A 21,907-nucleotide genomic window follows, 5' to 3' on the forward strand; every position below is an offset into this window, starting at 1 on the left:
TCAGCCCAGCGGCGGGGCGTCGAGCACGGTCGGCACGTACTCCAGCAGCTGGCTGCGGTTGTCGAAGGTGCGGGATTCGACGAGTTCGAGTCGCACATCGGGATAGCCGTCGAAGATGCGCTCGCTGCCCGTCGCGCCGGTGATCACCGGGAAGACGACGAGGCGGAAGCGGTCGGCGAGCCCCGCCACCAGCAGCGACCGGCACAGCGAGACGCTGCCGAGCGTGCGCAGCGGCCGCTCGGACTCCTCCTTCAGGCGCCGCACGAACTCCACGGCATCCGTGCGCACCAGGGTGGAGTTCTGCCACCCGAGCGGCTCTGCGAGGCTCGACGAGAAGACGTACTTCTGCACGTCGTTCAGCACGTCGGTTCCCGGCTCGCCTCCCGCGGTGAGCTCCGACATGACGCGGTAGGTGTTCGCGCCCATCAGGACCGGATGGTCCTGCTCGGGCAGCTCCTCCAGCCAGCCGAGGTACTCGGGACCCTCGAGGCCCCACCAGCCCGGCCAGCCCTTCGCCGAGCCGTAGCCGTCGAGCGAGATGATGAAGTCGATCGTGAGTGGTTGCATCAGAGACTCCCTGCCCTTGTGCCCGAGCGTAGGCGCGCGACCCGCGTCGCGGTACCCCGATCCGTGTGCGGCCCCGGGAGCGCGCAACATCGCTTCCACATGTCCGACCCCGGTGGTTGTATGGCCGAATGAGCATCGCGACCTCTGCAGACGGCACCTCCATCGAGTACTCCGCGACCGGCGACGGCCGCACCATCGTGATCGTGAACGGCGCGCTTTCGACGGCGGCGGATGCTGCGCCGCTTGCGCAGGCGCTGGCCGATGCGGGGTTCCGCGCCGTCACGTGGGATCGCCGCGCCCGCGGCGGCAGCGGCGATCGTCGCGGCTCGACGCCCGACGATGAGGCATCCGACCTCGCCGCGGTGATCGAGGCGGTCGGCGGCGCCGATGCCGTGCTCGGGCACTCGTCCGGTGCCGTGCTGGCGCTCTTCGCCGCATCCCAGGGCGCGCCGACCGGGGCACTGTTCCTCTCCGAGCCGCCACTCGACTTCGACGGCTCCGGCGTGCAGCCGGCCGATCTCTCGGATCGACTGCAGTCGCTCGTCGACGCCGGGCAGCCGGGCGAGGCCGTCGAGGCGTTCCAGATCGAGGCGGTCGGCCTGCCGCGCGAGATGGTGGAGGCCGGGCGCACGAACGGCATGCTCGCCGCGCTCACGCCCCTGGCGCAGTCGACCGTCTACGACACCCGTCTCGTGTGGCGGATGCGTCGGCCGAATGCCGATCTGCTCGCTGTCGACCGCCCGGTCACGGTGCTGCGCGGCGAGCAGACCTTCCCGTTCCTGATCACCGCCTCCGACTGGGCCGGGGCGCACATCCCCGGCGCCGAGCTGGTGGTCGTGCCGGAGTCGGTCATGCACCGCGCCGATCCTGCAGCGACGGCACGGGTGATCGCAGAGCGGATCTGACCGCCCACGGCGATACGGTGGCGCTGTGGATGCTTACCCCGACCCGCTGCCCGATCGCCCTGCGCCCGACAATCCGCAGGGCAAGCTCGTGCTGCTGCGTCACGGCGAGACCGAGTGGTCCCGTGAGGGGCGGCACACCGGTCTGACCGACGTTCCTCTCACCGCACGTGGCGAGGAGCTCGCCCGGCAGGCGGGCGAGCTCGTGCGGGGCTATGACTTCCGCCTGGTGCTGTCTTCGCCGCTTCAGCGCTCGCACCGCACCTCCGAACTCGCCGGGCTCGACGCCCAGATCGATCCGCTGCTCGTGGAGTGGGACTACGGCGGGTACGAGGGGCGGACCACGCAGGACATCCGCGCCGAGCTCGGCTACAACTGGACCGCGTTCTCACATGGTGTGATCCGCGGCAAGACCCCCGGAGAGACCGTCGAGGAGGTCGCGGCCCGCGCCTCACGGGTGCTCACCCGCGTGCTGCCGGTGATGGCGGAGGGCGATGTCGCGCTGATCGCCCACGGCCACTTCCTGCGCATCCTCACCGCGGTGTTCCTGCGGCAGGCTCCACGGTTCGGCGGGGCGATCTCGCTCGATGCCGGCTCGGTGTCGGTGCTCGGCTTCTACCGCGAGCAGCCGGCGATCCTGGCCTGGAACCACGGGCCGCAACTGCCGCTGCATCCATCCGAGTCCTGACCAGCCGACGCCGCGACTCGAATCGGCCCCAGACCCGCATCACGTGCTCCAGCTGTGCGAGCCGGGGCCTCCGTCGAACCGACGACCTCGATGAAGGCATGCACGGTTGTCCGAAGGATGCGGCACGATGGGCGGTATGGCCGATGGATACGACCCGGGATTCCTCACGGCGGCGCTGCCACTGCCGGATCCGTCACAGGATGTGCGCACACTGCCCTACCCGCGGGTGACGGTGCTGCTCGATCCGGCACGGCGCCTGGCCGCCGTCGCAGCGGTGAACATCGACGGGCGAACGCTGCGTGATCTGCCCCGAGCAGGCGAGTGGTATCTCGACCCGCGGATCCCCGAGTCCGAGCAGACCGGCCCCGAGGTGTATGCCCGCAACGATCTGGATCGCGGGCACCTCGTGCGTCGGCGCGACCCGGGCTGGGGCGAACCGGATGACGCGCGCGCGGCCATGGCCGCGACCTTCGCGTATCCGAACGCGGCGCCGCAGGCGGCGGACTTCAACCAGTCGAAGGAGCTGTGGCTCGGTCTCGAGGATCACGTCCTCGCCTACGCCGAGGCGACGGATCAGCGTCTCTCGGTCTTCACCGGACCGGTTCTCGCCGATGACGATCCGCCGTATCGCGGCATCCGTGTCCCGTTGCGGTTCTGGAAGGTCGCCGCGTGGAGCACGGGTGCCGGACTCGCATGCGCGGCGTTCGTGCTCGACCAGTCTGCGCTCGTCGACACGAGCGACGAACGCCTCACGGCGCCGCCACTCGGTGCGTTCCACACGTTCCAGGTGCCGGTGTCGGCCGTCGCGGACATGACCGATATCGACTTCGGCTCGCTCGTCGAGGCGGACGTGCTCAGCGGACGGGCCGCGCGCGGTGAGACATGGCCGGAGCTGAGGGATGCCGGCGACATCGTGCTGTGAGCGGCGATGTCCGCCCCACAGCCCTCACTCGGTCACATGCGGGGGCGCGAGTCGAAGGGCATCCCGATCGAGCCGTGCCTGCACGATGCGCAGTGCGGTGTCACTGATCCTGCGTTCGTCGCGCAACCGGACGAGGACGCCGCGCTTGTGCTCGAGCACCGCGAGTTCGAGCGCCGCGTAGTCCTCGTCGGCCGCCCAGAGATCGGGGCCGTCGAGGTCGGTCGCAGCTCCTAACCGCGCGAGCCGCTCCTGATACTCACTCACGATCCTGTCCCTGACTCCGACCGGCACTCCGGCCTGCTCGGCCAGCGCGGGCAGCACCTCCAGCGCGGCGACCGTGGTCTCGCGCTGTGCTGTGGTGATCTCGCCAGCGACGGACGTGTCGCGCCCGAATCCGGCCCAGCGCATCACCCCCGGCAGCAGCGCCCCCTGCACCACGAGCGTGAGGATGACGACACCGGTCGCGACGAAGATGATCTCGTCGCGCGGCCCCACGCCCACCGGGACGGCGAGGGCGACCGCGAGAGACACCGCGCCGCGGAATCCCGCGATCGTCGACACTGCGCGTGCGCGGTGAGTCATGCGCCGCTCACGCTGCGACGGCCGTCGATCGAGAAGACGCAGGCACCACGCCATGAGCACCTGGAAGACGAACCGGATGGCGAGGATCGCCAGCCACACCAGCACGCAGAGCAGCAGGAGCCCGGGGATCGACCCCGCAGGGACGCTGCGCAGAGCGGACTGCGCCTCGATGCCGATGAGCACGAACAGCGCGCCGTTCAGCACGCTCGTGACCAGCGCGCCGACCAGGTGCAGTTGCCTGCGTGACAACGCGCTCCCGGTGCGCGGACCGCTCTGGCTGAGCAGAAGCCCGGCGACGACGACCGCTATCACCCCGGACGAGTGCACGTGCTCGGCGATGAGGAAGGCGATGAACGGAACGAGGAAGAGCGCGATGGTGTGGAGGGTCGCATCGTGGACGTGGCGCACCGCGCGGGACGCGACGTAGCCGCAGGCCAGGCCGATCACCACACCGCCGGCATACGCGACCACGAACATCTCCGAGACCTTCCATCCGGAGACGACGGACGGCTCGACGGCGACGGCCGTGGCCAGGCCGAACAGCACGAGCGCCGTTCCGTCGTTGACCAGGCTCTCCGCCCGAAGCACGGTCATGTTCCGGTGCGGAAGGGACCGCGCGAGGGCGCCGACAGCAGTGGCATCCGTCGGCGCGAGTGACGCCCCGAGGATGACCGCGGCGAGGATGCCCCAACCGAGCAGCACACTGGTCGCCGCGACGCCGGCAGCGGTGACGATGACCAGGGGGATGCTGAGCAGGAGGATCACCCGCATGTCCCGGCGCACCTCCCGGAGGGAGGTCGTGAGGGCCTCCCAGAACAGGAGGGCCGGCAGGAAGAGCACGAGCACGACCTCCGGCGGCAGATGGATCTCCCTCACCGCCGGAAGGAAGCCGGCGAGCAGGCCGAACAGGAGCTGCATCAGCGGTGCCGGCATCCGCAGTTTCGGTGCGAACCACGAGGCGGTCACGAGGAGCGTCCCGACGATCACGACGACGGCGAGCGGTTCGATCATCCGCCGCTCCCGTGTTGCTCGATCACGCGGAGCAGAACTGATCGCCCGTCCTGTTCCCTGACGACCCGGAATCCCTCGCTCAGCAGCAGGACGTGTGCCGTGCTCTGACTGTCCACGGCGAGGCTGAGCCGCGTGTGCCGCGCCACACGAGTCCTGTCGATCATCATCCGGGTGAGGGCGCGCCCGATTCCCCGGCCTCGCCACGCTGCCCTCGTGCCGAGCTTCATCTCGGGCACTCCGGCGGCGATGAAGGCGTCGCCCGGTTCATAGGGCGTGAACACCCGTGCCCAGGCGGCTCCGGCCACTGCGCCCGACGGATCGACCGCCACGACGCCGTAGTCTCCGGCACGTGTCCAGCCGACCAGGTAGCGGGACAGCCCGGAGCCGCCTGCGGGCAGCACCCGGTGCGCGGTCTGCATGCCTGTGGTGTCGCTGTCGGCCAGCACTCTCGCCAGGCCGCGCGAGTCCGATGCCGTGGCATTGCGGAGCAGGACGCCTCCGACAACGGCGGGAACGTCCAGGTCGCGTTCTGCGGATTCCTGGCTTGTCGCCATCCCGACCTCCTCACGCCCCAGTGAAGCCTCCGATTGTTGCGAAGGCGTTTCCGTGGTGGAACGGTTCGGGGTCGCGCCGGATCTCAGGTCGGGGCAGGAAGAGGCGCACTGCTCCGCCGCCCGATCCAGATGACCAGCGTCGAGAAGAGCGTGTACTCCTCCTCGCCCCGGTGCTCGACCACCGATGCCGGCCGGGTTCCGCTGCGGACCGCCTCGAAACCGGCGAACGAGGTCGCGAGCAGTTGCTCGGCCTCCAGGACGGTGATCCCGCTCTCCAGCAGCGCGGGCCGTCGGGTCCCTGTCTGATCGACCTCGTACCGATCGGCGATGATGCCGAGCGCGACCACGCCGCCGGGGCGCACCGCCGCCGCGATCTTGGCGAACAGCTTGCGGATCTCCGCGGCATCCGGCAGGTGCTCGATGGCCGAGAAGGCGAAGACCAGATCGGCGCCGTCGGCGAACTCGAGGTCGGCGAGATCCGTCTGCTGGGCCAGCACCCGTGTCGAGCCGGATGCGGGGATCGCCTCGAGCCGTCGCACCGCCGAGGCGAGCAGATCGACCGCGTGGACGACCGATCCGTCCGGCAGCGCCTCGATCATCGGCACCGTGTGACGCCCGACGCCCGCCCCCAGGTCGTAGGCGACCACCGGTCGATCGTCGGGCATCAGGGCGAGGGCTTCGAAGATCAACGGATGAGGTCGCGCCAGCCAGCTCCCGGCGTCGCCCAGCGAGGTGCTCGCGTAGAGGGCCTCGTGGTACCGGACGGTCTCGCGACGCGCGCGCTCGAAGCCCTCCTCACCCTTCACCATCAGCGCTGCACGTCGTAGACGAGCTTGACCACCCCGTTGTCGTAGACGTCGGATTCGCGCAGCTTCAGGTTCCGACGGCCCGCCTCATCCGCACGGAAGACGCTCTTCCCGCCGCCCAGCAGGAAGGGGAACATGAGCAGGTTGTAGCGGTCGATGAGGCCGGCTTCGCCGAGGCGGGTGGCGAGTTCGGCACTGCCGTGGATGAAGATCCCGCCGTCGGTCGTCTCCTTGAGACGCGCGACGTCCTCGGTGCTGCGCAGGATGTGCTGCGGCCCCCACCCGTCGACGAGGTCGTCCTCGCTGATCGTGGTCGAGACCACGTACTTCGGCAGGTCGCGATAGTCGGCGTGGTCCTCGGATCCCGGCCAGAAGGCCGAGAAGGCGTCATAGCTGCGACGTCCGAACAGCAGTGCGGTGGTGTCGGCGAGCTCCTCGCCCTTCAGAGCGAAGGCCTCGGGCAGGAAGGGGGTGTCGAACACCCAGCCGCCGCCCGGATGCCCCTCGACGGTGCCCCCGGGCGAGTCGACGATGCCGTCGACGGTGATGAATCCGGTGTAGACGAGTTCGCTGGTCATGATGCTCCCTGTACTTGCGGCGGCTGAGGTGCCACCTTACTCAGACGTCGAACCACGCCGCGCCGGATCGACACGGCGTCTAAAAAAGATGCGGCGACGATGTAGAGAATGCTGTTCCTGTTCCGTCTCCCCTGTGAAGCGGCCAGAATGGGGCCGCACCGAACAGGAGGTCATCATGGCCAAGTATCTGATGCTCAAGCACTACCGCGGCGGACGCCCGTCGACGAACGCGGTCCCGATGGACCAGCTCACGCCAGAGGAGTGGACCGCGCACATCCAGCACATGCACGACATGGAGGAGCGGCTCATCGCGTCCGGTGAACTCGTCTCCGCGGAGGGCCTCTCGATGGCGGGTTCGTGGGTTCGGTACGACGGCGAGGGGCGGCCGCCTGTCGTCGACGGTCCGTTCGCCGAGACGAAGGACCTCATCGCCGGCTGGATGCTCGTCGAGGTCGACTCGTACGAGCGGGCGCTCGAGATCGCATCCGAGCTGTCCGCGGCGCCGTGGGCCGGAGGCGAACCGCTCGGCGAATGGCTGGAGCTGCGCGAGGTGATGAGCGCGCCGCCGGTCGACGCTGCGTGACGACTTCGGTGACTCCGATTGACGCCGCGGCGCTACGTCGCGCGATCCCGGACGTCGTGGGCATCCTCGTCCGACGCGGAGCGGACTTCGCGTCGGCCGAGGATGCCGCGCAGACGGCGCTGCTGCGAGCGCTGGAGCGGCCGCCTCGCGAAGAGATCCGCGACGTCCGGGCATGGCTCGTGACCGTCGCGTGGCGGGCGTTCGTCGACCAGGTCCGCAGCGACACGGCGCGGGCGGCTCGCGAGGAGCGTGTGTCATACGAGCCGGAGCCGGGCCCGGTGCCGCAGCATGATGACACGCTCGCGCTCTACTTCCTCTGCACGCATCCGGTGCTGACGTCGGCGGCGGCGATCCCGCTGACGCTGCGGGCGGTCGCCGGGCTCACCACGCGGCAGATCGCCGACGCCTACCTGGTGTCGGAGGCGACGATGGCGCAGCGCATCAGCCGCGCCAAGCAGCGACTGGCCGGCATCCCTCTCGATGAGTCGGGCGATCTGTCGCGCGTGATGCGCGTGCTCTACCTGATGTTCAACGAGGGCTACTCGGGCGAGATGGACATCGCCGCCGAGGCGATCCGCGTCACGCGGCAGCTCGTCGCGCTCACCGACGAGCCGGAGGTCAGCGGGCTGCTCGCACTCATGCTGCTGCATCATGCCCGGCGCCCTGCCCGCATGATCGGCGGGCAGCTCGTCCCCCTCGCCGATCAGGACCGCTCGCTGTGGGATGTGGGCACGATCGCGGAGGGCGTCGACATCCTGCAGTCGGCACTCGCGCAGGACCGGCTCGGACAGTATCAGGCGCAGGCAGCGATCGCGGCGCTGCATGCGGACGCCCAGACCGCCGCAGAGACCGACTGGGTGCAGATCGTGGAGTGGTACGACGAACTCCTGAGCTTCGGCGAGTCGCCGGTGATCCGCCTCGGCCGCGCCGTCGCCGTCGGCGAGGCCGACGGTCCGCTCGCGGGCCTTGCCGCTCTCGACGCGGTGGATGAAGGAGTTCCGCGGTACCACGCGGCACTCGCTTACCTGCACGAACGGGCGGGAGAGTCGGATGCCGCCGCCGCGGAGTACGCGGAGGCGGCGCGGCGTGCGACGAGCGTTCTCGAGCAGCAGCACCTGCTGCGTCAGGCGGAGCGGCTGCGCGGCGGAGTCGATTGAAGCGGCTTGGCTGCGCCGGCCGGCGCCGTGCAGCAAGGGCGACGACTCAGCCTATCCCTGGCGTCGATCCGGCGCGCTCGAGGTCGAGGGCCGCCCGGACGAACGCCTCGACCCGCGACGTCGCGGCGCTGCGGCGCCAGATCGGCCCCCAGCGCAGGTACGGGCCATCGTGGATCGGGACGTATGCGACATCGGGCCGGGCGTAGTACTGGACGCCGGTGGCACCGCACGGGAAGACCCCCTTGCCTGCGCCGACAAGGCTCAGCACCTCTTGGAAGGTGTCCGCTGTCGGACCGACCGGCACATCCGTGCCCGAGGGTGTGGTGCTCAGATGCCTGGCGGCTCGGAGGTAGTCGGGAATGCTCGCCGGAACCTGGATGACGCGCTCCCTCGCCAGGTCTTCTATGGAGACGGACCCGCGTCGCGCGAACGGATGCCCGGCCGGCACCGCGAGCACCGTCGGCTCGTCGAGCAGTACCGGCCCTTGCACGAACTCGTCGTCGGCGATCGGGAAGCAGATCAGCATGACGTCGAGCTCCCCGTCGCGCAACGGCTCGAGGGCGGTGCCGATCTGCACCTCGCGGACGTGGATCTCGCAGTCGGGGTGGCGCTCGGCGAACCGTTCGGCCGCCGCGTGCGCGATACGGCCCGTGGCCGCGGTGAGGAATCCGACGGTGAGCGTGCCGGTGATACCGCGAGCCGCTGCGACGACGGTCGCGAAGGTCGACTGGATCTGCGCGTACGCGGGCGCGAGTCCGTCGCGGAGCTGGACGCCGAGAGGTGTCAGCCGCACCTGCCGCGTCGACCGCTCGAACAGCGGCACGCCGATGCGTCGCTCGAGCTTCTGGATCGTCTGCGTCACGTGGGCGCGGGAGACGAGCAAGCGGTCCGCGGTACGGCCGAAGTGGAGTTCCTGGGCGAGGGCCAGGAAGGTCTCTATCTCGCTGCGCTCCGGTCCCATCGCCACCCTTTGATCGTTCACAACCGCTGAACGACTATTGCAGCATCGGGCGTTTTTCCGGAATCCGCCGATTGCGAGAGTCGAAGGGATCGAATATCCCCACCCTGGAGGAACCAAACGCATGATCCTCGACCAACGAATCGCCGTCGTCACCGGTGCCTCGAGCGGCATCGGAGCGGCAACCGCACGGCTGCTGGCCTCTCGCGGTGCGAAAGTCGCACTGCTGGCCCGTCGCACCGACCGGCTCGATGCCCTCGCCGATGAGATCGTCGCCGCTGGCGGCGACGCGCTGGCCGTCGCCGCCGACACCACCGACCCCATCACGCTCGCCGCCGCGGCAGAGCGGATCGGTGCGACGTACGGTGCCGCCGACCTGATCGTCAACAACGCCGGAGTGATGCTTCCCTCCGCGATCCAGGCGCGCAACACCACCGACTGGCGACGAGAGGTCGACGTCAACGTCAGCGGCGTGCTCAACGTCATCGACGCCTTCCTCCCGGGCCTGCTCGAGGCCGCCGCGTCGGGTCGGCCGGCCGACCTGGTCAACATGTCCTCGATGACCTCGCACGTCGTCTTCCCGTACATGGCCGTGTACAACGCCACGAAGGCCGCCGTCAGCCACCTGTCGAGGACGATGCGCACCGAGCTCGGGCCGCAGGGTGTGCGAGTCACGGTGGTCGAACCCGCGATGACCGCCACCGAGCTTCAGGGACACGTCGTCGACGAGGGCATCAATGCGTGGGTCGCCCAGGCGCGCGAGGCGTTCACGTGGCTCGACCCGAACGATGTCGCCGAGGTGGTTGCATTCACGACCTCGCGGCCGGCACATGTCACTCTCTCCCAGGTCGTCGTCTACCCCACTCGGCAGGCCTGACATGATCGCGCTCGGTACCAGCGGGCTGCAGATCAGCCGCACCGGATTCGGCTCATGGGGCATCGCCGGCGCCGGATGGCGCTGGAGCTGGGGCAGCCAGGATGACGACGACTCCGTGGCGGCCATCCGACACGCCGTGCGGCGCGGCGTCAACTGGATCGATACCGCCGCGGTCTACGGGTACGGTCATGCCGAGGACATCGTCGGTAAGGCGATCGCCGGGTTGACCGTCGACGAGCGCCCCCTCGTCTTCACGAAGGGCGGCCTCGTCTGGGATCCCGACGCCCCCGACGCGACGCCCCGACGCACGATGAAGCACATCCGTCGCGAAGTGGAGGAGTCGCTGCGGCGCCTGGGTGTCGAGGTCATCGATCTCTACCAGGTGCACTGGCCGGACACCGGCGAACCACTCGATTGGAACGGCGGCGGGCGCTCGGCGAACGCCGTTCCCGTCGAGGAGTACTGGCAGGTCATGGCCGACTTGAAGGCCGAGGGGAAGGTGCGCGCGATCGGGCTGTCGAACCACAGCACAGCCGAACTCGAGATGGCCGAGCGGGTCGCCCACGTCGACGCGATCCAGCCGCCGTTCTCCGCCCTCAACCGCTCGGCGACGCGGGAGATCGACTGGGCGCGGCAGCATGGGACCGGCGTCATCGTCTACTCTCCGATGGAGTCGGGACTGCTCACCGGCGCGTTCTCACCCGGGCGGGTCGCAGCATTGCCCGATGACGACTGGCGAAAGCACCACCCCGCCTTCACGACTCGACTCGGCGACGCACTCACGATCGTCGATGCCCTCCGCCCGATCGCCGCCCGCCACGGCACGACGGTCGCCGCGGTCGCCGTCGCCTGGGCACTCGCGTGGCCCGGGGTCACCGGCGCCATCGTCGGAGCGCGTCGTGGGGAGCAGATCGACGGCTGGATCGACGCGAACCGGCTGGAGCTGACGGCTCATGACCTCGGAGTGATAGCGGCTGCGCTGCCCGGCGACGACCTACGAGCGATCAGTTGAAGTCGCCGCCTCCGCCACCGCTGTCGGGCTACTCCCTAGTTTGTCCCCCAGAGGGCCGTCCGGGGCTTTCCCGCCAGCAGTTTGTCTCGCAACTACGCCAACTAGATTGTCCTCTCGCGCAAGAGGTCCCACAGTCGGGCCACCGTCGCAATTCCGGACCTGAACTGGGCGCCCGCTTTGCACGGCATCGAAGGGCACATCGGGACTGCTCACCAATGCGTTGCCCACTCCGGGTACTTGCATCAGCTCGAACCCAGGTCGGCGACCAGGTCGAACAAGCGGTCGGGGTTCTCCGCAATGCGGTTGAGCACGTAGAGCCACCACTGATCGCCGAAGACCGCATACTCGCGGGTCGTGAACCCTTCGTCGCGGAGGCGGTCCAGCAGGTCGGTGCCCAGCCCCATGAGCATCTCGATCTCCAGATCCTGTGCCGAGTTCAGCACGTCCGCAAGAACGCGGCGAAGGAGCGGCTCGTCGTGCGTTGCGAGCGTGAGCGGCCGACCCGCCGCCGCGATCGCCGTTGCGAGAGAGAGATATCGGTCAGCAAGCCTGGGGTCCTCACGACTCAGCGCGATCTCCTCGGGCTCGAGGAATGCCCCCTTCACCAGTCGGATGCGGCCGGGGAGCCGGAGGAGTCGATCCAGATCTCCTGGGGATCGGTGCAGTCGTGCCTGCAGCGTGATTCCGACGTCGTGCCCCGAGGCGACGAGCTCTTCGTACACGTCGAGCACGGCATCCGTGCGATCCGATCCTTCTGCCGAGATCATGAACGTGGCAGCACCGCCGAGTGCGGTGACGATCCGGCGCGCATTCTCGAGGGCGAGCCCGCGATCGACCAGCAGTCCGATGTGCGACAGATCGCCGGAGACGGTCGCGGGTGTCTGCGAGCGCGCGATCTCTGCGGCCAGTTCGACGAAGACGGATGCCTCGGCATCGGCGATCTCTCCGTGACGCACGCTCTCGCCCGCGTACTCGACGCTCACGCGATGGCCGCGCGTCACGATCGAGCGGGCGGCGCCGAGGGCTTGCTCCACACTCTCACCGGCGACGTAGCGCGCGGCGACGCGGCGCGCCAGGGCGGCGAGCCGGGCGTCGCCCATGACGACGGACTTCAGTTCCTCATCGAGGGCAAAGCGGCGCAGAGTCTGTGCCGCCTCGAGTCTGCTGTCCATGGCGCACCATTCTTTCCGTATCGGTCGCTACCGTATCACTCGCTACGATAACGAGGGAACGTGCGGGAAGGGAACGTCATGCCGAGAACGCGAGACATCGAGCGGCAGAAGCGCGATCTCACGGCCGCCACCTGGCGCGCGCTCGCACGCCGCGGACTCTCCGGCCTCACCGTCGCCGCCGTCGCGGAGGACGCCGGCTGCACGACGGGCCTCGTCTTCCACACGTTTCCCACGAAGCGAGACCTTCTCGCGCACGCTCGCCGGACCCTGACCGATCGAGCGATCGCCCGGCTCGAGGCCATCGAGGCGTCGGCGCCTGACCCGATGAGCGCACTGAACAGCGTCGTGCGTGCGCTTCTCACTGCTTCGCGCGGTGCGAGCGACGAGGCGCGCGTCTGGGTGAGCTTCCTGGCCGCCGCCCTGACGGATCCGTCGATCGCCGAGCATCATCTGCGCGGCAACCGCATGCTGCTGGCCAGGATCGAGCGGCTGACGGCGGCGGCGCGGCCGGACTGGTCGGCTGAGAAGGTGACCGGGTTCGCAGTGGACGTCTCCGCCCTGAGCGAGGGGCTCAACGCGCTCTCGCTCCTCGACGACCAGGAGTACTCCGTCGACCGTCAAGACGCGGCTATCGCTCGGTTGCTGGATCGCCTCGACTGAGACGATGCGGGTGCGGCCCGACCACTTCCCGGCCTGCGCCGGCTGGATCACTGAAACCCTCTTTTCTCGATGTGGTTGCCGGCGATCCTCTGCACCTCGTCGAGGGTGAGCACGTCGGCCGCCGTCACTGGGCGGTCGACGCGGAGTCGTCCCGCGGCATGGGCCATGTGGGCGGTGATGACACCGGTCGTGCGCGACTGGCCGCGCCCCCGTGCGGTGATCGTGCGCCCGCTTTCGCGGTGGAGTGCGGTGAGTGACCATCCGTTGCCTCCGAGGTGCGGTGCGTGCTGGACGAGGCCCCGGAGCCGCGGGAAGCGCCCGACAACAGCGAGCCCTGCCGTGGAGCCGCGACTGTCGGTCGCGAGATATGTGCGAACGGACTGCCCTCGCGGCGCGCCCACCAAGAGATGATCTGGGAAGTCTGCACGCACGTGGCGCCTGAGTCCGAACGCCCCGGGAAGGCGGCGCGATTCGCGGAAGTTCATAATGCGCTGCCCTTCAGGCGGTCCGTACAGGGGGCGCCCGGCAAGGTTCGCGGTCCAGGCGACCGCGGCGGTGCCGTGCGACTCTCCGCCGCCGAGCACCACAGCCAGATCGAGGTCGTCTCCCGGATGTCCGCCCAGTGCCGTCAGCATGATCGTGCTCAAGCCGGGGACGAGGCCCGCTCCGAGCACAATTCCGGTGCCGACGGGCGCATTGCGGCGGAGTTCATCGAGGTACTCAGCCGTCGCCGAGATGTCGACGAGGATGGCGCCCGCGACCGCTGCAGCGATGCCCGGGTCTTCGGCACCGGTGGCGTTGACGACGACGCGATGCTCATGCGCGAGATTCCGCAGCGCAGCCATCCCGTGCGACGTCGTTACGTCGACCTGCGCCCATCCGGGCGCGGCTGAACGCCCGGCGGGCGTCACCTCGTGCCCTATGGTCCGCAACTCCTCCACGATCACCTTGCCCACCGAGCCGCGGCCGCCGAGCACAAGCACTCTCATCGCGGCACGCTCCGAGCGGGACGACGTCGTCTGCGCTGGCAACCTCGCGCTATCCCGGGCAGCGCGGCGAGAACAGACACCGACTCGACCCGACAGGTCGGAAGCTCGACACTTGAATGGGCGCGATCGGGACACGAGTATGGATGAGCCATGCGAAATCTCCAAACAGACGTTTGGAGAGAAACTACCGTCATTCGACTCTCTTCTCCAAATGAACGTTTGGAGAGTCGCGTAGGATGAGAGTGTGGGCTGGGATACCGAGGCGACGAAGCGTAAGCTCCTGGATGCCGGGGCGCGTCAGTTCGCGGCACACGGGTTCGCAGGTGCGCGCATGGACGCGATCGGACGAGACGCCGCTGTCAACAAGGAGCGGGTCTACCAGTACTTCGGCGACAAGCGCGGACTCTACGCGGCCGTCCTCGCCGACCAGCTCGACGCCCTGCTCGAGGGAATCGAGATCACCGGCACCGGCGCCGGCGCCGTGGGCGGCTACGCCGGGCGGGTCTTCGATCGGTTCCAGAGCGGCGCCCTCGCCGCGCGCCTACTGGCCTGGGAAAGCCTCGAACTCGACAGTCCTGCCGCCGCGGAACACCGGGCCAGGCTGTGCGCCCAGAGCGCCCGCGGGATTCAGGCAGCGCTGCCCGGACTCACTCCGGAGGCGGCGGCGCATTTGCTTCTATCGACCATCACATTGGCGGCGGGCTGGTGGACGCTTGCCCACCTGGCCAGAGTCGTCCTTGCTGGCCCGGTCACCGATGAGGAGCGCCGCGCCATCGTCGTTCAGCAGGCGACCGGCCTCGCCGCTACAGCCCACGAGGACCGCTCGTGACCAGCGCGCAGCGCCCCGGCGCGCGGGCGACCGGTTCCCCTACAGCCGGTCAAGCCTCGACAGCGGACCTGTCGAGTCTCGAACGACGAGCTCCGGCTGGAAGAAGTACTCGCTGCGCGAAGCAGGAACGCCGTTGATCTCGCCAACGAATGCGTCGGCGATCGAGATGCTCATCGCCGCGACCGGCTGCCGGACGGTGGTCAGCGGCGGCCAGGAGTGTCGCGCGATCGCAGAGTCATCGAATCCGACTACGGAGAGGTCGCCCGGGACATTCAGTCCCCGCCGGCGGGCCTCGGCGAGAACGCCGACGGCGATCATGTCGCTCGCGCACACGATCCCCGTACATCCATCCGCAATCAACGCACGTGCAGCGCTGGTTCCGCCGTCGTCGCTGTACAGCGCGGCCTCGATCCGCACCGGGACCTCGGCGCCGAGGGAATTGTGGATCGCGTCGCGGAATCCCTGAGCCTTGCGCTGGGCGGGGACGAACGACTCTGGCCCGTTGGCGAGCCCGATGCTCCGGTGCCCCATCGCCACAAGATGGCGGACAGCGAGATCCATGGCGCTCGCGTCATCGGCTGAGAAGAAGGGGGCGTCGACGTCTGATCGGTAGCCGTTGACGAATGCCAGTGGCAGTCCGAGATCGCGCAGCTCCTGGTACCGCGTCGTTGGGAGGTTTAGGTCGGCGTGACGTCCCGAAATGAAGACGATTCCTGTCGCGCCGGACTCCACGAAGATGTCGATGTACTCGTCCTCGTCGAGACCTCCCTCGCTCTGCACACCGACGAGGGGTGTGAAGCCGCGACGCGAGAAGTTCGGCCCCAGCGCCTGCGCGAAGGCTGGGAACACGGGGTTGGTCAGTTCTGGCAGCACCAAGCCGACCGGCCGGCCAGCGCGACGTCGCAATCGGGGCGGCCTCTCGTAGCCGAGCACGTCCAGCGCGGTGAGAACGGCTTGACGCTTGGACTGCGCGACGCCGGGTCGCTCATTGAGCACGCGACTGACCGTCGCCTCGCTCACCCTTGCGTGTGCGGCGATGTCCGCGAGCGTCGCCCCCATGCCCAAGAGGGTAGCACCGGCTGTGCCCACGTCTATTTCACGGCCCCCGCGGTGAGTCCTCCGACGATGTATTTCTGCAGGGCGAAGAAGAGCAGCACGACTGGGAGTGCCGCGATCACTGCGCCCGCCGCGAAGACCGGCCAGTTCGCGGAGGTCTCCTGAGCGATGAACTGGTAGAGGCCGACCGCGAGAGTCTTCTTCGAGGGATCCGTGAGCAGGACGCTCGCGATGACGAACTCGTTGACCGTCGCGATGAACGACAGAAGCGCGACGACAGCGAGGACGGGCGCCGAGAGACGCAGGATGATCGTGAAGAAGATCCGCGCATGGCCGGCGCCGTCGAGTTTGGCCGCCTCGTCGATCGATGCGGGGACGGTGTTGAAGAAGCCGTACATGAGATATGTGTTGACCCCGAGCGCGCCTCCGAGATAGACGACGATCAGGCCAGCGTGGGTGTTCAGCCCCAGCGCGGGGAAGATGTCGCCGATTCCTTTCATCAGCAGGAAGATCGCGATGACCGCGAGCAGCTGAGGGAACATCTGCACCAGCAGGATGGTGATCAGCCCGAAGCGACGGCCAGAGAATCGCATCCTCGAGAAGGAGTAGGCGGCCAGCCCCCCGAGCAACACCGTGCCCGCCGCAGTCATGAGCCCGATGATCAGGGTGTTGACGAACCAAGCGCCGAACGGCTGCGCGGGATCGTCGAACAGATCGAGGTAGTTTTCGAGGCTGAGCTGGCTGAACAGTCCTGCCGATCCAGCGAGGCTCCCGTTCGGATTCAGCGACGCCGACAGGATGTAGAGGATCGGGAAGATCGCGATCAACGACGTGGCTATGGCGACGGCGTACTTTCCGGCAAGACCGAGGGACGTCCGGCGGCGCTGCGAGGGCTGCATCTTCGTTCGTGCGGCGGGGTGGTTGCGGGGGTTCACCGCGGGCATATTGGACGTTGCCATTTGGGTGTCGGTGTGCATCAGTTGAGCTCCTCGAGTGCCTTGGTGCGCCGGAAGCTCACGACCGAGATGATCGCGACCATCACGAAGATGAGGATCGAGAACGCGCTCGCTAGGCCGAAGTCGCGGCCACCGGTCTCGCCGAAGGCGACCTTGTAGACGAGAGTGATGAGGATGTCGGTGGCTCCGACGTTCATGTCTGTCGTGATGTCCTGCGGGCCGCCCCCGGTGAGCATGTAGATCAGGTTGAAGTTGTTGAAGTTGAACGCGAACGACGCGATCAGAAGCGGGGCCATCGACACCATCAGCAGCGGAAGCTTGACGTGTCGGAAGATCGCCCACGGGCTCGCCCCGTCGACCCTCGCGGCCTCGACGTACTCATCTGGGATCGATTGCAGCGCACCAGTCGCGACCAGGAACATGTACGGGTAGCCGAGCCACAGGCTGACCGTCAGAATGCTTAGCTTGGCCAACAGCGGGTCGGTGAGCCACGGAATGGCGGCGCCGCCGAAGAACACCTGGTTGATGATGCCGAATTGCGGGTTCAGCATCCCGCTCCAGATGATCGCCGACAAGAAGACTGGGAAGGCGTAGGGCAGGATCGCCAACACACGGAACGTGCGGCGGAACTTGAGCCGCGGGTCGTTGAGCATTACGGCGAGGAACACACCCACGGCGAAGGTCGCGGCCACGGTGAAGCCGGCGAACACGAACGTCCATATCATGACGGACAGCAGCGGCTGACGGATCGACTCTTCGGTGAAGGCATCGACGAAGTTCTGCAGACCCACGTCGATCTTCCAGCCTGGCATCAGCTCTGTGCCGTCGGGGGCGGCGAATGCTCCCTCGCCGGTGTCTTCGTAGACGGTGCCTGTCGCGGTGTCGACGAAGGCATCCGCTTCCTCGTCGTACTGCATGGTGGCGGCGTACACGAACGCCTGGGACCCGTCGGGCGTCTGCAGCGCGCCGTCGTTGGGGTCGTCGGTCAAAGGAACGCTCATCGCGGCGATTCGCTTCTGCTGGTCGATCATCTCTGAGAAGTCGAGCGTCGTGTACCCGTCGACCGCGATCGCGCGACCGCCCGCGAACTCCGCGTTGTCTGCAGGGCGCAGCGGCTGCTCGTCACTTCCGAGGAGCGCCTCGCCCTCGGGATCGGTTACGAGGAAGGCGAGCTGCCCGAGCCGCTCCACGACGACCAGACCGTAGGCGGGCGATTCCGGGACCCGAACCAGCGACTTGTCGATCAATGCCTCGATGGCTGACTCTTTGCTGCTCATGTGGCCGTCGCCGTAATTCGTGAACGCGACGTAGCCGCTGTAGACGATCGCGTACGCCTGGAAGATCAGCAGGAAGACCGTGCCGGGGATCAGATATTTGGCAGGCAGCCACCCGCGTCTGAGGTAGACCACGTTGATGACGACGGCAGCCGCGACGATGCCGACGGCGAGCACCCATTCGGAGTTGAACGTCAGCACGAAGGCCGCGTAGAACACGAGCGCGTCGAGTAGGCCGAGGCTGACGATCTTTATCATCGTGGCGCGGACCGACGGCGTGGCCGAAAGGGCACGGCGTCGATCCGGGCGCGGCGGCCGTGCGACGGCTGTCGAATCCACTTCGGGCGTCGTTGCGGTAGTCATGTGGTCTCCAGGTGGATGAGTTGAGACGAGGGGGTGCCGGGGGCAGCCGTTCAGCTGCCCCCGGCGCTGGTCTAGCCGTCGATCGCAGCCTGGATCCGGCCCGCCATGGCTTGCCACGCCTCCGTCGGGTCACCGGCGGTGCCGTTGACGAGCGCCGACTGAGTGGAGCCCCAGTTGTCCCATACCGCGCCCATCTCGGGGATGGCGGGCATCGGCACACCCGTGAGACCGACCTCGCCGAACGCGCCGACGTCGGGGTTGTCGGCTGCGGCGATCTCGAACGCGGAGATCCGTGCGGGCGGGCGTCCCCCCGCCTCGTACAGGGCAAGCTGCGCTTCTTCGCTGCCGAGGTAGTTCACGACGAACTCGTTCGCAGCCAGTGCGTTGTCGCTCTCCGAGCTGACGAAGAAGCCTTGCACGCCGACGAACGGGGTCGGCGCCTCCGGGCCTGCCTGCGGGATGGCTTCGATGGCGTAGTCGATACCCGCCTCCTGGAACGCGGGCAGGTTCCAGGGTCCCGACAGCATGTACGGCGACTTCCCCGCTGCGAACTCGTCGCGTGCGATGTCACCGGTGATGCTGGTGTTGATCACGCCGTTCGCGCCCCATTCGACGAGCTTCGCGGCGAAGTCGTTGCCGCCTTCAGCGCCGATGAGCAACTGGTCGGGATCGTAGCTGCCGTCTTCGCTGATGCCGAAGAGAGGCGCGCCGTACGATGCCTGGATCGGGTAGAGATGGTACGGGTCGGAGTCCACGGGATCGGACTGGACGAGCACCGGATACTGCGCCGCACCGCTCGCGACGACCGCTTGACCCGCTGCAATCAACTCGTCCCAGCTCGCCGGAGTGGAGTCGGCCAGCGCCGTGTTCCGGACCAGCGCGATGTTCTCGAGAGACACCGGAAGGCCGTACGTGACGCCCTCGTAGCTCATCGCGCGGAGGCCGACCTCTGAGAAGTCGTCCACGGTGTCGCCGAGCTCCAGGGGCGCGACGACGCCATTCTGGACGAGCTGGCCGAGCCAGTCGTGGCCGCCGACCATGACGTCGGGCCCCTCCCCAGTCGGCACCTGCTGGATGAAGTCGTTGCGCATCACATCGCCGTACTCCTTCTCGACGAGTTCGACCTCGATGCCCTTGTCTTCCTCGAACTTCGCTGCGATCTCCTGCATCTCTTCGATGCGGTTCGCGTCGACCCAGACCGTGAGCGACGACGATGCGTCCGTCTGCGCACCTCCGCCATTGCCGTTGTCACCGGCCGAACAGCCAGCGAGCGTGGTAGCGAGGATGACGCCGCCTGCTGTGATCGCGGCCGCCGTTCTCCGATTCACCTTCATTGGTGGTGCCTTTCTGCGTGATTGTCAGGCCGCCTGAATGCAAGCGCTTCCACTATCACGAACGCACGAGCACCATTGCGGGTGCGTTCATGGTGGCAGACTCTTGCTCGAACTGCAAGTCATTTCATGTTCCCTGCAAGATCTTCATCTGCTGTGCGGCGAAGTCCACCAACTCCACCATCGACATCGCGCGGCAGACTGCCGCTCCGACTTTCGTGGTGCGGACGTTTCCAGCCGAGTCGAAGGCGCGGCCGATCGACACGAACTCCGCATCGTCGACGACCGGCTCCTCCCAACTCACCCACTGCCGTGCGCCGGACACCGCGAGCGCGGCTCCGTTGCGCACGAGCGCGCGCGCCCCGCCCTCTGCTGCACGGTGTTCGGCCAAGTGGAGGCTCGTGCACTTGTCGAATCCGACGCCGAGCAGCACGACAACGGCGTCGAGCGCGTAGAGGCGAGCGAGCGGCGAGGACTCGCCGAATGGAGAGCTCAGTTCATGGACCCGCGTGATCTCCCGCGCCTCCAGGCCGGCTGCGGCGAACGAGCGATGTGGATGCGGGCTGCGGTGAGCGTCGGGCTGAAGTCGAAAGAGTTCGGCGATAGCACCCATCGAACGGGTTGGCGTGAGTACCTCGTCGAACACCGGCAACGACTGCCGCACCTTCGATCTTGCGGCAGAGGGGAGCGCGGGATCGTCGAGATAGTCGGGGTCGCAAAGCTGCCAGCTCTGCGATGGCATGACGACGGTACCGAAGGGACCGACCGTCTCACGCAGCGCCGTGATCACGGTCTGCTCGCCTCCGGCGACGACGCCGAAGCTGGACAGTGATGCGTGGACGAGAAGGACCTGGCCGGGCTCAACGCCCAGGGCCGCCAATCCCGTGCGTAGATCGGCACCAGTGACCAAGGTGGGCGTGAAGGGACTATCAGTTTCTGCAAGGTTTTTCATGAGGGTTAGTCTGGCGTACGATTCGGGCCCATGACAATGCCGCGCAGACCGACGGTCGTTGACGTCGCCAAACTCGCAAACGTTTCCACGGCAACAGTGTCGCGGGCGTTGTCGAGGCCGGAGTTGGTCGCCGATCGTACGCTGATGCGGATCGGGAGGGCGATCACTCATCTGGGCTACGAGCCGGCAGAAGCGGCCCAATTGCTCAGTTGCCGTCGACGTGGCCGACTCGGAGTCCTCGTGACGGCGGGTGCCGACGTCGAGGCCGTCGAGCTGGCGGCGTCGTGCGTGCGAGCAATCGGGGTACGCGGACGAAGCTCCGCCTTGCACTTCGTCCCGGCCAGCGGGGAGCCGCGCGACCATTATCTTCGTCGCCTCAGTCAGGCGCACTCGCTCGACGGTGTGATCGATCTGGGCGCACAGCTCTCCGCTGCCGAGGTGCGCGAGGCTGGTCAGACGGAGACGACGCTTCTACGAGCGGCGAAGCATCCGCTCCTCGGCGCAGAGGTCGGCCGCCGCCTCGGCGCTCTACTACCGCTCCGGACGGCAGATCTCGTCATCGCGGTCGGCGAGGCACGCGATCGTTCTCTCGCGCGATTCTGCGGACTCGCCGAAACCGTCTCACGCATGATCGCCTGCTGGCATGACGGATCGTTTGCCGGCGCAGTGGTCGCTTTCACCGAGCAGTTCTCCATGCGAGCAGGTCAGCATAGCGGCGAGCGCGTCGCCTATGTCGCGCTCGACGCCGTCACGGCAGCGGCGGGATCGTTCTCACTTGATCGCCACACCTCGATCGCGCCGCTGATCTGCGCCGTTTCCCATCCGCTCGCGGACGCTCGCAGTGTAATCACGTTGCCAAGCCGTACAGAAGCGATCGCGGCGGTGCTCGTCGAGACCCTCCTTACGCAACTCGACCGCGCTGAGCTCTAGCCGAGCGCCGCCCTCACCTCCTCGACTGTGTATCGCTCGACACCGATAAGCATCAGGGACTGCTGCACGGATAGGTGACAGTTTCGGTTAGGCCGCAAGGGCCAGGTTCTGGTTCATGATGGTCTCGAATTCGACGGGCGTCAAACGGCCCAGGCGTGCTTGCCGGCGTCGCCGGTGGTAGGTGCGTTCGATCCAGGT

General features: G+C 67.9%; 23 protein-coding genes. 10 read left to right on the top strand and 13 right to left on the bottom strand.

Translation table 11 applies throughout. The features are described from left to right. Positions 1-567 (bottom strand): dihydrofolate reductase family protein, encoded by a 567-nt coding sequence (locus DY023_RS17675; RefSeq protein WP_116243644.1) that lies wholly within the window; start codon positions 565-567, stop codon positions 1-3. Positions 568-695: 128 nt separating this feature from the next. On the opposite strand from DY023_RS17675, the gene DY023_RS17680 reads away from it, so the two are divergent. From DY023_RS17680 to DY023_RS17690, 3 genes are all read left to right on the top strand, one after another. After that, positions 696-1,472: an alpha/beta fold hydrolase gene (locus tag DY023_RS17680; RefSeq protein WP_116243645.1), complete on the top strand. Its 777-nt coding sequence runs from the start codon at positions 696-698 to the stop codon at positions 1,470-1,472. A 25-nt stretch (positions 1,473-1,497) separates the two neighbouring features. Then, a complete protein-coding gene (locus tag DY023_RS17685) occupies positions 1,498-2,157 on the top strand; it encodes a histidine phosphatase family protein (RefSeq protein ID WP_245958770.1) in 660 nt (219 codons plus the stop codon). A gap of 136 nt (positions 2,158-2,293) precedes the next feature. Continuing rightward, positions 2,294-3,079, top strand: coding sequence for a DNA/RNA non-specific endonuclease (locus DY023_RS17690; protein WP_116243646.1), 786 nt, complete (start codon positions 2,294-2,296; stop codon positions 3,077-3,079). A gap of 24 nt (positions 3,080-3,103) precedes the next feature. Here DY023_RS17690 and DY023_RS17695 read toward each other — a convergent pair whose 3' ends face one another. The 4 genes from DY023_RS17695 to DY023_RS17710 form a co-directional block, all read right to left on the bottom strand. Then, on the bottom strand, positions 3,104-4,672 hold the full coding sequence (locus DY023_RS17695) for a Na+/H+ antiporter (RefSeq protein ID WP_245958771.1): 1,569 nt from the start codon (positions 4,670-4,672) through the stop codon (positions 3,104-3,106). Then, a complete protein-coding gene (locus tag DY023_RS17700) occupies positions 4,669-5,226 on the bottom strand; it encodes a GNAT family N-acetyltransferase (protein ID WP_116243647.1) in 558 nt (185 codons plus the stop codon). The genes DY023_RS17695 and DY023_RS17700 overlap by 4 nt, the downstream gene beginning before the upstream one ends. Before the next feature lie 83 nt (positions 5,227-5,309). Then, on the bottom strand, positions 5,310-6,035 hold the full coding sequence (locus tag DY023_RS17705; RefSeq protein ID WP_116243648.1) for a class I SAM-dependent methyltransferase: 726 nt from the start codon (positions 6,033-6,035) through the stop codon (positions 5,310-5,312). Beyond that, entirely contained in the window at positions 6,035-6,610 is a 576-nt protein-coding gene (locus DY023_RS17710; RefSeq protein ID WP_116243649.1) for a dihydrofolate reductase family protein, read from the bottom strand. Before DY023_RS17710 ends, DY023_RS17705 begins: the two co-directional genes overlap by 1 nt. 175 nt (positions 6,611-6,785) lie before the next feature. On the opposite strand from DY023_RS17710, the gene DY023_RS17715 reads away from it, so the two are divergent. Next, positions 6,786-7,193: a YciI family protein gene (locus tag DY023_RS17715; protein WP_116243650.1), complete on the top strand. Its 408-nt coding sequence runs from the start codon at positions 6,786-6,788 to the stop codon at positions 7,191-7,193. Between the two features lie 17 nt (positions 7,194-7,210). Beyond that, a complete protein-coding gene (locus DY023_RS17720; RefSeq protein ID WP_116243697.1) occupies positions 7,211-8,350 on the top strand; it encodes an RNA polymerase sigma factor in 1,140 nt (379 codons plus the stop codon). Positions 8,351-8,396: 46 nt separating this feature from the next. Here the strand turns inward: DY023_RS17720 and DY023_RS17725 are convergent, their stop codons facing one another. Continuing rightward, the gene (locus DY023_RS17725; protein ID WP_116243698.1) at positions 8,397-9,311 is read right to left on the bottom strand and encodes a LysR family transcriptional regulator; all 915 of its coding nucleotides are present in this window, start codon (positions 9,309-9,311) and stop codon (positions 8,397-8,399) included. A 121-nt stretch (positions 9,312-9,432) separates the two neighbouring features. Between DY023_RS17725 and DY023_RS17730 the strand changes: the two genes are divergently transcribed. Both DY023_RS17730 and DY023_RS17735 read left to right on the top strand, forming a co-directional pair. Continuing rightward, positions 9,433-10,185 carry an SDR family oxidoreductase gene (locus DY023_RS17730; RefSeq protein WP_116243651.1) on the top strand — a complete coding sequence of 251 codons (753 nt, stop codon included), beginning with the start codon at positions 9,433-9,435 and terminating at the stop codon, positions 10,183-10,185. Between the two features lies 1 nt (position 10,186). Continuing rightward, the gene (locus DY023_RS17735; protein ID WP_116243652.1) at positions 10,187-11,197 is read left to right on the top strand and encodes an aldo/keto reductase; all 1,011 of its coding nucleotides are present in this window, start codon (positions 10,187-10,189) and stop codon (positions 11,195-11,197) included. Between the two features lie 242 nt (positions 11,198-11,439). Here DY023_RS17735 and DY023_RS17740 read toward each other — a convergent pair whose 3' ends face one another. After that, a complete protein-coding gene (locus DY023_RS17740) occupies positions 11,440-12,369 on the bottom strand; it encodes a proline dehydrogenase family protein (protein ID WP_116243653.1) in 930 nt (309 codons plus the stop codon). Between the two features lie 78 nt (positions 12,370-12,447). Here DY023_RS17740 and DY023_RS17745 point away from each other — a divergent pair, with 78 nt between their 5' ends. Beyond that, a complete protein-coding gene (locus DY023_RS17745; protein ID WP_116243654.1) occupies positions 12,448-13,029 on the top strand; it encodes a TetR/AcrR family transcriptional regulator in 582 nt (193 codons plus the stop codon). Between the two features lie 47 nt (positions 13,030-13,076). Here DY023_RS17745 and DY023_RS17750 read toward each other — a convergent pair whose 3' ends face one another. Next, the gene (locus tag DY023_RS17750; RefSeq protein WP_116243655.1) at positions 13,077-14,018 is read right to left on the bottom strand and encodes a Rossmann-fold NAD(P)-binding domain-containing protein; all 942 of its coding nucleotides are present in this window, start codon (positions 14,016-14,018) and stop codon (positions 13,077-13,079) included. Positions 14,019-14,262: 244 nt separating this feature from the next. On the opposite strand from DY023_RS17750, the gene DY023_RS17755 reads away from it, so the two are divergent. Further along, entirely contained in the window at positions 14,263-14,847 is a 585-nt protein-coding gene (locus tag DY023_RS17755) for a TetR/AcrR family transcriptional regulator (RefSeq protein ID WP_116243656.1), read from the top strand. A gap of 39 nt (positions 14,848-14,886) precedes the next feature. Here the strand turns inward: DY023_RS17755 and DY023_RS17760 are convergent, their stop codons facing one another. The 5 genes from DY023_RS17760 to DY023_RS17780 all read right to left on the bottom strand — a co-directional run bounded on the left by DY023_RS17760 (position 14,887) and on the right by DY023_RS17780 (position 20,779). Then, positions 14,887-15,906, bottom strand: coding sequence for a LacI family DNA-binding transcriptional regulator (locus DY023_RS17760; RefSeq protein WP_116243699.1), 1,020 nt, complete (start codon positions 15,904-15,906; stop codon positions 14,887-14,889). Between the two features lie 32 nt (positions 15,907-15,938). Then, a complete protein-coding gene (locus DY023_RS17765; RefSeq protein WP_245958774.1) occupies positions 15,939-16,802 on the bottom strand; it encodes a sugar ABC transporter permease in 864 nt (287 codons plus the stop codon). Positions 16,803-16,879: 77 nt separating this feature from the next. Further along, complete coding sequence (locus DY023_RS17770; RefSeq protein WP_116243658.1) at positions 16,880-18,496, bottom strand: ABC transporter permease subunit; 1,617 nt, start codon at positions 18,494-18,496, stop codon at positions 16,880-16,882. 71 nt (positions 18,497-18,567) lie between these two features. Then, complete coding sequence (locus DY023_RS17775; protein WP_116243659.1) at positions 18,568-19,830, bottom strand: sugar ABC transporter substrate-binding protein; 1,263 nt, start codon at positions 19,828-19,830, stop codon at positions 18,568-18,570. A 124-nt stretch (positions 19,831-19,954) separates the two neighbouring features. Next, positions 19,955-20,779 carry an AAC(3) family N-acetyltransferase gene (locus DY023_RS17780; protein WP_116243660.1) on the bottom strand — a complete coding sequence of 275 codons (825 nt, stop codon included), beginning with the start codon at positions 20,777-20,779 and terminating at the stop codon, positions 19,955-19,957. 30 nt (positions 20,780-20,809) lie between these two features. Here DY023_RS17780 and DY023_RS17785 point away from each other — a divergent pair, with 30 nt between their 5' ends. Next, on the top strand, positions 20,810-21,709 hold the full coding sequence (locus tag DY023_RS17785; protein WP_116243661.1) for a LacI family DNA-binding transcriptional regulator: 900 nt from the start codon (positions 20,810-20,812) through the stop codon (positions 21,707-21,709). The last annotated feature ends 198 nt before the right edge of the window (positions 21,710-21,907 follow it).

It is taken from the genome of Microbacterium bovistercoris, from assembly GCF_003387575.1.
In the GTDB taxonomy this organism is placed as follows: domain Bacteria; phylum Actinomycetota; class Actinomycetes; order Actinomycetales; family Microbacteriaceae; genus Microbacterium; species Microbacterium bovistercoris.